The organism is Diplocloster agilis, from assembly GCF_019042275.1.
Taxonomy (GTDB): Bacteria; Bacillota; Clostridia; order Lachnospirales; family Lachnospiraceae; genus Diplocloster; species Diplocloster agilis.
The window spans coordinates 18,213-30,901 of sequence record NZ_JAHQCW010000042.1 but is presented as its reverse complement, the minus strand read 5'-3'; the positions used below and the strand labels follow the sequence as shown (position 1 = coordinate 30,901).

13 protein-coding genes are annotated in these 12,689 nt (G+C 51.8%); 1 reads left to right on the top strand and 12 read right to left on the bottom strand.

Annotated features, from left to right (window positions below; all coding sequences use genetic code 11):
• The first annotated feature begins 64 nt into the window (after positions 1-64).
• Positions 65-2,251 carry a GGDEF domain-containing protein gene (locus KTH89_RS19860; protein ID WP_238722855.1) on the top strand — a complete coding sequence of 729 codons (2,187 nt, stop codon included), beginning with the start codon at positions 65-67 and terminating at the stop codon, positions 2,249-2,251.
• A 225-nt stretch (positions 2,252-2,476) separates the two neighbouring features.
• On the opposite strand, the gene atpC is transcribed toward KTH89_RS19860, so the two are convergent.
• From atpC to KTH89_RS19800, 12 genes are all read right to left on the bottom strand, one after another.
• The gene (gene atpC / locus KTH89_RS19855; protein ID WP_158347276.1) at positions 2,477-2,893 is read right to left on the bottom strand and encodes an ATP synthase F1 subunit epsilon; all 417 of its coding nucleotides are present in this window, start codon (positions 2,891-2,893) and stop codon (positions 2,477-2,479) included.
• A 4-nt stretch (positions 2,894-2,897) separates the two neighbouring features.
• Positions 2,898-4,304 (bottom strand): F0F1 ATP synthase subunit beta, encoded by a 1,407-nt coding sequence (gene atpD, locus KTH89_RS19850; protein ID WP_158347275.1) that lies wholly within the window; start codon positions 4,302-4,304, stop codon positions 2,898-2,900.
• A 30-nt stretch (positions 4,305-4,334) separates the two neighbouring features.
• Positions 4,335-5,192 (bottom strand): ATP synthase F1 subunit gamma, encoded by an 858-nt coding sequence (gene atpG / locus KTH89_RS19845; protein WP_238722854.1) that lies wholly within the window; start codon positions 5,190-5,192, stop codon positions 4,335-4,337.
• Between the two features lie 15 nt (positions 5,193-5,207).
• Entirely contained in the window at positions 5,208-6,716 is a 1,509-nt protein-coding gene (gene atpA, locus KTH89_RS19840) for a F0F1 ATP synthase subunit alpha (protein ID WP_158347273.1), read from the bottom strand.
• A 50-nt stretch (positions 6,717-6,766) separates the two neighbouring features.
• Positions 6,767-7,315 carry an ATP synthase F1 subunit delta gene (gene atpH / locus KTH89_RS19835; protein ID WP_238722853.1) on the bottom strand — a complete coding sequence of 183 codons (549 nt, stop codon included), beginning with the start codon at positions 7,313-7,315 and terminating at the stop codon, positions 6,767-6,769.
• Complete coding sequence (gene atpF, locus KTH89_RS19830) at positions 7,303-7,818, bottom strand: F0F1 ATP synthase subunit B (protein WP_158347271.1); 516 nt, start codon at positions 7,816-7,818, stop codon at positions 7,303-7,305. The genes atpH and atpF overlap by 13 nt, the downstream gene beginning before the upstream one ends.
• A 105-nt stretch (positions 7,819-7,923) precedes the next feature.
• Positions 7,924-8,178, bottom strand: coding sequence for an ATP synthase F0 subunit C (gene atpE / locus KTH89_RS19825; RefSeq protein WP_158347270.1), 255 nt, complete (start codon positions 8,176-8,178; stop codon positions 7,924-7,926).
• Between the two features lie 27 nt (positions 8,179-8,205).
• Positions 8,206-8,946: a F0F1 ATP synthase subunit A gene (gene atpB / locus KTH89_RS19820; protein ID WP_238722852.1), complete on the bottom strand. Its 741-nt coding sequence runs from the start codon at positions 8,944-8,946 to the stop codon at positions 8,206-8,208.
• Positions 8,947-9,390, bottom strand: a complete 444-nt coding sequence (locus KTH89_RS19815; RefSeq protein WP_238722851.1) for a hypothetical protein — start codon at positions 9,388-9,390, stop codon at positions 8,947-8,949. It abuts the gene before it with no gap.
• Entirely contained in the window at positions 9,387-9,620 is a 234-nt protein-coding gene (locus KTH89_RS19810) for an AtpZ/AtpI family protein (protein ID WP_238722850.1), read from the bottom strand. Before KTH89_RS19810 ends, KTH89_RS19815 begins: the two co-directional genes overlap by 4 nt.
• 247 nt (positions 9,621-9,867) lie before the next feature.
• The gene (locus KTH89_RS19805) at positions 9,868-10,920 is read right to left on the bottom strand and encodes a type IV pilus twitching motility protein PilT (RefSeq protein ID WP_158347268.1); all 1,053 of its coding nucleotides are present in this window, start codon (positions 10,918-10,920) and stop codon (positions 9,868-9,870) included.
• A gap of 102 nt (positions 10,921-11,022) precedes the next feature.
• Positions 11,023-12,684, bottom strand: a complete 1,662-nt coding sequence (locus tag KTH89_RS19800) for a GspE/PulE family protein (RefSeq protein WP_158347267.1) — start codon at positions 12,682-12,684, stop codon at positions 11,023-11,025.
• Positions 12,685-12,689: the final 5 nt, after the last annotated feature.

Genomic DNA, 12,689 nt, shown 5'->3' with positions numbered 1-12,689 from the left:
TGCTATTTTAGCCGGAAGTCCGGGTTGAAAATGCGGCGCGAAAATATAAAGAAGGTATAACAACATGGGAAAACAGCACAGCCGTGAATATGAAACATTATTGAATAATATTCCCGGAGGAGTTCAACAGTGTCTCAATGACCGTTTTTTTACCTTGGTGGAAGTCAATCAGGGCTTTTTGGATCTGTTCGGTTTTAGTCGGGATGAGATTACGGAACAATTTCACGACCGCTTTATCGATATGATTCATCCTGCCGACCGCCGCGGCGTTTTGGCAAAAACTGAGGAACAGTTCTGCAAGGACAGGAAATTCACATTTAATTACCGGGTTCTCTGTAAGAACGGCAGTTTTAAGTGGGTGATGGACAACGCGCAGATCATTCATAATGAAGAGGGTGAGGAGCGGATCTTCTGTATCTTACTGGATGTCACAGAATCCAGGAAGGATCGGGAAGAACTGCGTCTGTCTCTGGAGCGGCATCGGATTATCCTGAATCAGACCACCGATATTATTTTTGAATGGGATATAGAGAAGGATTCTATCTTCTATTCCGCAAACTGGCAGAAAAAATTTGGTTATGATCCGAATTGCCATATAACAAACCGGGATCTGTCTTTCGCCAGGCATGTGCATCCTGACGATATCTCCGTTCTGAAGCGGCTTATGTCCAATGCAAAAGCCGGTATGTCGGTTTCCGATGCCGAGATCCGCATTCAGAATGCGGATGGAATCTATATCTGGTGCAGAATCCGCTATACCGACCAGTATGACAGTACCGGGAAACCAATCAAAGCCGTAGGGGTGATCACGGATATCGATGACGATAAGAAGATGATAGACGATCTTCGTGCGCGGGCGGAACGGGATGCCCTGACCGGTCTTTTTAACCGCGAGGAAAGCGAACGGAAGATCCGAAATTACCTGCGGGATAATCCGGGAGATCTCTGCGCCCTGTTCATGATCGATACCGATAATTTCAAACAGGTCAATGATTCGCAGGGACATCTGTTTGGGGACGCCGTTCTTTCGGAGCTGGCGGCGGGGATGAAAAAACTGACCCGTCAAACGGATGTGGTAGGCAGAATCGGCGGGGATGAATTTATGATCTTCTTACAAAACATCCCTTCCAGAGAAATGGCGGCTGAAAAGGCAGCCCGCCTGCTGGAGCTCTTCCAGGGTCTGTTTAAACAGGGCAAACATCCCATCGAAGTCACCTGCAGCGCGGGTATCGCTATTTCACCGGATGACGGAAAAGATTTCCAGTCCCTGTATCACAGCGCCGATCTGGCTTTGTATCAGGCGAAAAGCCAGGGTAAGAATCAATATGTCATGTTCGATCAAAAACACAGCGCCGTAAGCGAGACCGGTTATTCTTCCCTGGGCGCCGCTATCGATTCGGATCTGAATACGTCGGAAGCGCCCAAAGATCTGGTCAACTATGTATTCCAGGTATTGTACGATACCAGTGATATCGATCATGTGATCCAGCTCATTCTGGAAATCGTGGGGAAACGCTTTGACGTGAGCCGGGCTTATATTTTCGAGGACACGGAGGACGGCAAGTATTGCGACAATACTTATGAGTGGTGTAATGAAGGGATTCTCCCGCAAAAAGAGAAGCTGCAGCATTTTCCGTATACGGACGTGGAGGGTTACCGGGAATTATTCAAAAACAATTCTGTTTTCTACTGCCGGGATATCCACGCTCTTACCCCGGTGCAGACCGCGCTGTTTGAGGACCAGGGTATTTGTTCCACACTTCAATGCGCAATATTAGAGGGCGAGACTTTCCATGGTTTTGTTGGTTTTGATAAGTGTACCGGCATGCGGTTATGGAATAAAGAAGAAATTGCAACGCTGACCCTGATTTCCCAGCTTCTGACGACCTTTTTGCTCAAGAAGCGTACGTCCGCCCATGACAGCGAGCTGGCCATACGGCTCAACACGATACTGGATACCCAGGATGCCTATATATATGCCATCGAACGGGATACCTACGAACTGCTATATCTCAATCTTAAAACCAGGGAGCTGGCTCCCCATATAAAACCCGGCGCGGCCTGCTACGAAGCGTTTTTTGACAGGGAGGTTCCCTGTAATACCTGCCCGCTGGCCGGAGGGGTGGGGGAAATCTATAACCCGCTGTATGGAGTCTGGACCCGGGCAAAGGGTTCTCCCATGAAATGGGGGGAATTGGACGCCTATCTGCTGACCTGCTTTGATATTACGGAATATAAGAAAATGCAGTAACCCCCAGATAAACGTTTGCTTTGCAATGGTACCGCAGCGGATTCTAAAGCGCAGAATACGCAAAACCCTGGCCGGGATGGTTCTGATCAGGGGACATGTCCAAACCGTTTGGACATGTCCCCCTGATCATTCTTTCCCGGCCAGGGTTTATTTTTTTGTCACTCATCTTATTTTCTGCAGCAGGACCTCTCATTTCACACTGCTTTTTTCGGTTCTGCCGCTTTTTTATTTCTGCTTTCCTTCCGCCAGCTCGATCCGCACCAGCGCCTTTCGAAGCGCCATATTCGCCCGGATCATGTTCATGCTGGAATCCCCTGTCTCCAACCGGCGCTGCGCCCGCACACGGGCTTCCTCCGCACGGTTTAAGTCGATCTCGTCGGGCCATTCGGCCAGCTCCGCCAGGATCGTCACCTTATCCGGGAGCACTTCGATAAATCCGGAATGCAGCGCCGCCCTTTTCTGGCCCTCTTCCTCGGTAATCGTAACGATACCCGGGACAACGATCATCGTCATGGGGATATGATTCTTATAGATACCCACGTCCCCCTCGCTGGTGGTCAGCTCTACCATCGCCACATCGCCCTGATAGAACACCCGGTCGGGGGAAATGATCTCTAATCGAAATAATCTGTCGTCTGCCATATGGTCACCCCTGTTTCACCTTGGCTAAAACGTCGTCGATGCTTCCGCAGTTCAGGAAATAACTCTCGGGAATGTCGTCGTGCTTGCCCTCCAGAATCTCCTTGAATCCCTGGATCGTCTCCGCTATGGGAACATAACGTCCTTCCAAGCCGGTAAACTGTACGGCCACATGGAACGGCTGAGACAGGAATCTTTGAACCTTTCTGGCCCTGGATACGACCAGCTTCTCCTCTTCCGACAGCTCATCCATACCCAGGATCGCGATGATATCCTGTAATTCCTTATAGCGCTGCAGGATCTCCTGCACGCCGCGGGCCACCTGATAGTGCTCCTCCCCCACAATTCTGGGGTCCAGGATACGGGAGGTGGACTCAAGCGGATCTACCGCCGGATAGATTCCCAGCTCCACGATGGACCGGGACAGTACCGTGGTCGCGTCCAGATGGGCAAAAGTAGTGGCCGGAGCCGGGTCCGTCAGGTCATCGGCCGGCACATAGACTGCCTGCACGGAAGTGATGGAGCCGTTCTTCGTGGATGTGATCCGCTCCTGCAACGCGCCCATCTCCGTCTGCAGGGTGGGCTGATAGCCTACCGCGGAGGGCATACGCCCTAACAGCGCGGATACCTCGGAACCCGCCTGGGTGAAACGGAAAATATTATCGATAAACAGCAGGACGTCCTTTCCGCCCTGATCACGGAAATACTCCGCCATCGTAAGGCCGGTAAGTCCCACCCGCATTCTGGCGCCCGGCGGCTCGTTCATCTGGCCGAACACCATGGTGGTTTTATTGATTACGCCGGATTCCTGCATTTCATAATACAGGTCATTTCCCTCTCTGGTACGCTCGCCTACGCCGGTGAATACGGAATAGCCGCCGTGCTCGGTAGCCACGTTACGGATCAGCTCCTGGATCAGCACGGTCTTACCTACGCCGGCGCCCCCGAACAATCCCGTCTTACCGCCCTTCTGGTAAGGGCAGAGAAGATCCACGACTTTAATTCCGGTCTCCAGCATCTCCGTGGAGGTAGCCTGCTCTTCAAAGTCCGGCGCCGGTCTGTGGATCGGTAAGTATTCCACGTCCTCGGGAGCCGGCTTCTCATCGATCGGCTCGCCCAGCACATTGAACAGCCGTCCAAGCGTCCGCTCTCCGACCGGTACCATAATAGGGGAGCCGGTAGCCGCCGCGTCCATCCCACGGACCAGTCCGTCTGTGGGGCCCATGGAGATGCAGCGCACCGTATCATCACCCAGATGCTGAGATACTTCCACGACCAGCTTCTCGCCGTTCGTATTGACAATATTGATTGCCTCATTAATTTCAGGAAGCTGTCCCTCACTGAACTTAATGTCAAGTACCGCACCGATGATCTGAGTGATTTTTCCGATATTTCCTCTATTGTTAACTGCCATCTTCTTTCACTCCTTTCACGGTTGCCGGCATCAGCTGATAGCCTCCGCACCCGCGATTATTTCGGTTATTTCCTGTGTAATGGAACCCTGACGGGCACGGTTATACAACAAGGATAAATGTTCTATCATTTCTTCAGCATTGCTCGTAGCGGCGTCCATGGCCTGCATTCTGGCCCCGTTTTCACTGGCCAGCGCTTCCAGCAGCGCGCCGTACAAAAGACTGGTCACATATTTCGGTATGATCATATTCAGAGCGGTCTCTTCTTCCGGCTCATAGTTCATGGGAGCCGCCGATCCGGTATCCTCTTCCTTCGCGTCCTCGATCTCGATGGGAAGAAGCTTCATCAGCCTGGGCTCATGGACCACCGTGTTTTTAAACCAGGTGTAGGCCAGGTAAATCTCCCCGACCTCCCCGGCCGCGAAGGAGTCCAGCACCTTTTTCCCGATATCCATGGCATCCCGGTAGATGGGTTCGTTGATCACATCGGAGTAGTCCTCCCGGACCAGGTATCCCTTGCCGGCCAGATATTCCCGGCCTTTGTTTCCGATGGTATAGAGCTCCACATCTTCTTTTGGGAAATCCGCCCCGGTCACCAGCTTAGCGACGTTCATATTATACCCGCCGGCCAGGCCGCGGTTGGAAGTGATCACAATTACCGCTTTTTTTGAAGATTCCCCTCCCTTCAGGTAGGGATGGTCAATGTTCCCCGAGCGGGCCAGCATGGAAGTCACCGTCCGGTACATACTCTCGAAATATGCTTTGGTATTCTCCGCCTTGCTCCTGGCTTTCTGCAGCTTGACGGTGGATACCAGCTTCATGGCTTTGGTAATCTGCTGAGTACTCTGTATACTGCCTTTCCGGCGTTTGATATCCCTCATAGAGGCCATCTGTTTTCACCTCGCTTATTTACCAAAGTTCGCTTTAAACTCCTGAATCGCTTTTTCCAGCAGCTGCTGGGTCTCTTCCGACATCTGCTTATCCGTCCGGATCTGCTCCGGGATTTCCGGATATTTCGTATCCACAAATTCAAATAATCCCTTCTCGAATTCCTGAATGCTGTCGACCGGAATGTCCAGCAGATATTTATGAACCGCCGCGAAGATTATCATGACCTGGTATTCCACGGCCATGGGCTTATACTGCGGCTGTTTTAAGATTTCTTTTAACCGTTCGCCCTGGGCTAACTTCTCCCTGGTATCATCATCCAGCTCGGAGCCGAACTGGGAGAATGCCGCCAGCTCGCGGTACTGGGCCAGATCCACACGGATCGGCGCCGCGATCTTTTTCATTGCCTTGATCTGGGCCGCGCCGCCTACACGGGATACGGACAGACCGGCGTTGACTGCAGGCCTGAAACCGGCGTTGAACATCTCGGTTTCCAGATAAATCTGACCGTCCGTAATCGAGATTACATTGGTCGGAATATAAGCGGATACGTCCCCCGCCTGTGTCTCGATGATCGGAAGCGCGGTCAGGGAGCCGCCGCCCAGCTCATCGGACAGCTTCGCCGCACGCTCCAGAAGCCTGGAATGCAGATAGAATACGTCTCCGGGATACGCCTCACGTCCCGGCGGACGCCGAAGCAGCAGGGAAAGGGTACGGTATGCGGTGGCATGCTTGGACAGATCGTCGTAAACGATCAGCACATCCTCTCCGTTTTCCATCCACTCTTCCCCGATCGCACAACCGGAATATGGTGCAATATATTGAAGCGGCGCCAGCTCGCTGGCCGTAGAAGCAACCACGGTCGTGTAATCCATGGCCCCGTACTCTTCCAGTGTTTTCACAATCGTAGCCACCGTCGATGCCTTCTGCCCGATGGCTACATAGATGCATTTTACTCCCTGCCCCTTTTGATTGATAATCGTATCGATCGCGATGGCCGTCTTACCTGTCTGGCGGTCGCCGATGATGAGCTCACGCTGGCCTCTTCCGATCGGCACCATGGAGTCGATGGCCTTGATTCCGGTCTGAAGCGGCGTGTCCACGGATTTTCTGGAGATGACACCCGATGCCACCCGCTCAATCCTGCGGTATTTGTCCGTCTGGACCGGTCCCTTTCCATCGATGGGATGACCCAGGGAATTCACAACCCGGCCGATCATGGCGTCGCCTACCGGCACCTCTACCACCCGGCCGGTGGTTTTCACGGTATCACCCTCGCTGATATTGCTCGTATCACCCAGTAATACGACTCCGACATTATCTTCTTCCAGGTTCAACACCATACCGTACACGTCCCCCGGGAATTCCAGTAATTCCCCCTGCATGGCGCTCTCCAGGCCATGGACACGGGCGATTCCGTCTGCTACCTGTATGACGGTTCCCACATTGGAGACGTCCAGCTGTGTGGAATATCTTTTGATTTCTTCCTTTATAACCGAACTTATTTCCTCTGGTTTAAGATTCATGGAGTGTTTTCACCCTCTTTACTTGTTATTTGTATACCAATAGCTGTTGTTCAGGCCAGCTGCAGCTTCATCAGGTCCCTTGACAGATCCATGAGTTTGGAGCGGACGCTGCTGTCCACTACCCGGTCCCCTACACGGATTATCATGCCTCCGATCAAAGCTGCGTCTACCGAAAAGTGCATCTCAAAAGTCAGATAACCGGTCGTGGCAAGCAGTTTTGCCTCCACCGCTTTCTTCTGGGCCTGGCTTAATTCTACCGCCGTAGTGACGTATGCGATTCCGATTTTCTTATATTCCTTCACTTGGGCCAAAAAATATTCCATCGTTGGAATCGCTTCCCCATAATGATCTTTTTTCAGCAGAAGAAGCAGGAAGCCTACCATGTCATCGCTGACCCGCCCTTTGAATATGCTCTCTAATATTTTATTTTTCTCTTCCTTGACGATCTTGGGGTGGTCCATCAGTTTCGAAAGCTCCGTCTCTGACTTTAAGACCTGAAGCACCGCTTCCGCCTCCTCATTCAGCTGATCCACTTTCGATTCCTCCACGGCCAGCTCAAAGAGCGCATTCCCATAGGTCGTCGCCGCTAGCTTAGCCATGTCTCATCACCCATCTCATTTAACGTTTCCTCAATCAGAAGATTCTGCGCCTTCTCATCGATGGAAGCCGCCACCACTTTTCCAGCCATGAGGGTGGCGATCTGAATCATTTCCTTCTTCATTTCATCCCGCGCGCGCTTCTTCTCCAACTCGATCTCGCCGTTGGCCCGCGCTATGATTCTGGCCGCTTCTTCTTTGGCCTCATCTATAATCTTTGACTCGTTTTGCAAAGCTTTCTTTCTGGCCGCGCTTAAGATCTCCTCCACTTCCTTATCCGCATCGCGCAGTTTCGACTCGTACTCCGCCTTATAGCAAAGCGCGTCGGATTTTTCTTTGGAAGCGGTGTCCAGATCGCTCTTGATCCGGTCCTGGCGCTTTTTCAGCACATCCCGGACGGTATCGAAGAACAGGTAGGACGCCAGTGTAAACAATACAAACACGGAGATAGCTGTCAGCAGGGTATCCGCGATCAGCTGCATATCAAGCCCAAATAATCGTTCCAAGGTTCGACCTCCTTTCCTTTATTTGTCCGTTTCTAAGGACATACAGGTATACCCGAAGGGTGTTTCCTTTATTTGTCCGTTTCTCAGGACATTTTTGTCCGTTTCTCAGGTCAAAGGCTGTACGAACAATAACAGGAAGGCGATCAGCAATCCATAAAGACCGGTAGTCTCGGCTACGGCCTGTCCCAAAAGCATGGTAGAGGTGATATCCCCTTTCGCACCCGGGTTTCTTCCAACTGCAGCTGCCGCCGCGCCGGCTGCATAACCCTGGCCTACGCCAGGCCCGATACCTGCGATAACTGCAAGACCGGCACCGATTGCGGAACAAGCTAAAATTAAATCATGACCTGTAATATTCATAGTAAATTCCTCCTTAATCTTCTTTTCTTATTCGTCTGATAATTTGTCATTGATATAAACCATGGTCAGCATACAGAATACGTATGTCTGAATTGCGCCTGCGAATAAATCAAAATAAATATGCAGGAATGCGGGGATACCTATTTTCACAAAAATGGGCAGTAACCCGTAGACCAACGCCATCATAACGGTCCCGGACAGGATGTTGCTGAACAGACGCAGGGACATGGAGATCGGCACCGCCACTTCCCCGATCAGGTTGATCGGCAGAAACAACGGAATCGGTTCCAGCAGGCTGGTAAAAGCTCCGCTCCGGTTGTGCTTGATATCATTATAATGAATCATCACAAATGTAATTAACGCCAGAGGAAGCGTAACCCCGTAATCCGCCGTGGGCGGCCGGATACCGAATAGTCCCGAAATGTTGCTGATCAGGATAAAGATAAATATGGTCCCGATATAATTGGCAAACTTCTTTGCATTCTTGCCCATGTTGGCGCTGACCAGTCCATCCACCATCTCCACAATCAGCTCGACCACATTCTGGAATCCGCCCGGTACTTCATTCGGATCCTTTTTCTTCATCTTCCTGTGCACCACGATAAAGAAAATAATCAGCAGCAACATGACAATCAGAATACTGACATGAGTGGTGGTAATCCACAGATCCTGTCCGAACAGCCGGTATTTCAGCAAGCCGTGGACCATGAAATCCACATTCTCCGAGGACGTCGCCAACAGATGGCTGACCGCCATCATATGTGCCATCTACTCACCTTCTTTCATTATTAATTTATTACCCCTTTCGCTCTGATCCCCTTCAGAGCCAGCCTCTTTCAAAAAAGGCAGTTTATCAACAAACGGCTGTAAATAAGCCGCTGCTTTCAAACCCATCACCCCCAGGAAACAGGACCACACGCTTCCCAGGTGAAAATATACCGTCAAGCCGAAAATCACCACAACCGCCGCCGTACGGATCATATAGGTCTTACGTATGTGATTCTGCGCCCCGGCTTCTCCCAGATCCAGCGCCTTCTTTAACGCCTTCTCCATATGGAAAGCCATGGCCCCGGCCGTCAGAAGCCCGATCAGCAGCCCAAAGGCGTACTGCGGCTTATCTTTGGCAATCAGCAGGCCGATCCCCATCACCACAATCCCATATGCCAGTATCCCGATAAAAAGTTCTTTCAAAACAAGGCTTAAACGCTTCATTTCTTCTTAGCCCCTTTGTCGTCTTCATACACACTCTTCGCCATGATATAGACGTTCCGGAAACCAGCCAGCGCTCCCAGGAAAAAGAGCGGGATTTCCGCCGGAATTCCGAAGGTACGGTGAATCCATATTCCTAAAAAGCCGCATAAAAAAATAGGGACAAGCATGTTGATGGTAAACTGCGTAATCATGGCAAATGCTTTCCATACGCTCCGTTTGCTCTTCTTCACATGCTTACTCCTTTCCTCATTTGACAAAATAGACATTCTGTACATAATTATAACATCTTTTCCAGTTTTGTCTATATTGTTAAAAAATAGATTTTCTAGGATTCTAAATTTCGTTAAAATTGCGTAATCTTTTCGTAAAATTTGGAAAGAAAAAGGACCCCCTTCTCTTCACAAGAAGTTTGTCCTTATGTCTGGAATATTATTCCTAATGGGCCATACTTGTTACCGCGGGATTTATAAACGAAGTTTATCCGAAATATTGGTTCAGGTCCTTTCGGTCGTTGGAATACTGCACCGCCACATCCCGGCGTATTTTGCCCAGGTTCACAAGCCGCACCAGGTCGCCGTTGAGCGTATGCATTCCCATTGCCGCTCCGGACTGCATCACCGAGCTCATCTGATGGCCTTTTCCCTCGCGGATCAGGTTCAGCGCCGCGTCGGTGCCGACCAGGATCTCCGTAGCCGCGCATCTTCCCTGGCCGTCGGCCGTGGGAAGCAGGCACTGGGTAACCACTCCCTGCAGGATGCTGGCCAGCTGGGTCCGGATCTGGTTCTGTCCTTCCGGCGGGCAGACATCGATAATACGGTCGATGGTCTGGGCCGCTCCTGTGGTGTGCAGGGTGGACATAACCAGATGGCCTGTCTCAGCGGCAGTGACGGCGGCGGATATGGTCTCATAGTCCCGCATCTCGCCGACCAGAATCACGTCGGGGTCCTCACGAAGGGCGGAACGCAGCGCCGAGGCGAAGCTTCCGGTATCCCTGCCCACCTCCCGCTGATGGATCACGGACAGGTTCTGTTTATAGACATACTCAATCGGGTCCTCAATGGTCAGGATGTGATCGGACCGGCTGTTGTTGATATAGTTGATCATAGCGGCCAGCGTCGTGGATTTACCGCTTCCGGTAGGGCCTGTCACCAGAATAAGCCCTCTGGGCTGGGATGCCATGTCGCGCAGCACCGGAGGCAGCCCCAGTTCTTCCAGGGTGGGAATCGTGCTGTTCAGAAGACGGATCGTGGCGGCCAATTTCCCCTGCTGGCGGAACACATTGATACGCTGCCGGTGGCCGTCCGATGTCTGGACCGCGAAATCCAGATCCTCCCCCGCGTCCAGCTGCGGCCTCATGGAATCGGGAATCATGGAGAGGATGGCTTCCCTGGTCTCTTCTTCTGTTAACTGGAAGGGCGCCTGCTGAAGCCTTCCATGGATTCTGACCGCCATGGGAAGCCCTTCCGATATATGCACGTCTGAACACTTCAGATCCCGTGCCGTCATAATAATCTGCTCTATCGCCGGCATTTCAATTCCTCCTGCTCATGTATCTGATCTAACTGAGTCTATTTGATCTAACTGAATCTATTTGATCTAACTGAGTGTATTTAATCTAATTGATTTGAATCTCTAGGAATAATACGCAACCTTGAGAAGTTCATCCACGGTGGTAATCCCCAGTTTTACGCGCTCTACGGCGCTTTCCTTGAGTGTGCGCATTCCCTGTTCCCGCACCGCGTAATCCGTTATTTCTTCCATGGATACCCGGTTGGTAATCATTTTCCTTATCTCATCGTCGATCAGCACCATTTCGTGAATGGCGGTCCGGCCCCGGTATCCTGTGTTATTGCACATATTACATCCCTTCGCCCGGCGGACTCTTGGCACGGAAGGCCCCAATAATCCGGCTTCTTCCGCAGTCGGCTCTTCCTCCGTGGAACAATACGGACACACCTTACGCATCAGACGCTGGGCGACCACGCCCATCAGGGAACTGGATATCATATAGGGTTCCAGCCCCATATCCAGCAGACGCACGATGGAGGACACCGCGTTGTTGGTGTGGAGGGTGGAGAGTACCAGATGGCCTGTGATGGCCGCCCGGATGGAGATATTCGCCGTCTCGGAATCACGGGTCTCACCGACCATGATAATATCCGGGTCCTGACGAAGCAATGCCCGCAGACCCACATCGAAGGTCAGGCCGGCCGTGTTGTTTACCTGCATCTGATTGACTTTCGCCAGATTCTTTTCCACCGGATCTTCTATGGTGGACAGGTTCACCTGTCTTCTGGACAGATACTCAAGGATCATGTACAGCGTAGTCGTTTTACCGGACCCGGTAGGACCGGTCAGATAGATGATTCCATTGGGGGAGCGCAGCAGCCGCTGGAATTTCTTATAGTTCGCCTCATCCATACCGAACTGGTCGGAGTAGTCGATCGACGCATTATTGGACAGCAGACGAAGCACCGCTTTCTCCCCGAATACGGTGGGGATGACGGATACACGGATGTTGATATATTCCTCATTTACCTTCGTCCGAAAATGGCCGTCCTGGGGCACGCGTTTTTCCGCAATATCCATATCCGCCAGGATCTTTATACGGGCGATCAGGGAGGGATGCAGGGATCTTTGCAGCGTAACATAATCGATGATCGTCCCGTCTATTCTCATCCGGACCAGGGTCTTATCCTCAAAGGGCTCTATATGGATATCGCTGGCGTTCGTGTTGTACGCTCTTTGAAGCAGGCTGCTGAGCAGCTGTATGATCGGCGCGTCGTCATCCTCCTGCGCCACCTCCAGCTCCTCGATCTGAGGCTCGCTGCTCTGGTTCGCATTCTGGGCCGCTAATCTGGCGTCCACCTCGGAGTAATAATAATCAATGGCTTTATTCAGCGGAGCCAGCTCGCAGAGCAGGACCTCCACATTCTTACCGGTCAGCTGGCGGATGTCTTCCAGTCCATAGTAGTTGAGCGGGTCATTGGTAACCAGATACAGCGTCTGCCCTTCGGTCTTTACCGCCAGCATATGGTACTTCATGGCCAGAGGGCGGGGGACCAGAGCGACCGCGTCGGCTTCCACCGGGTATTCGGATATATTGACGTTCTTTAAGTTCAGCCGTTTTCCCAGGGCCTCCAAGGTCTGACGCTCCGTAACGAAGCCTAACTCCAACAGGACCTCTCCCAGACGCCCCCGGTGCTCCTTTTGGTAGGCCAGAGCCTGCTGAAGCTGTTCTTCTGTGATATAACCAGATTCTTTTAATACTTCACCAATCGGAATATTTTTCACGATGT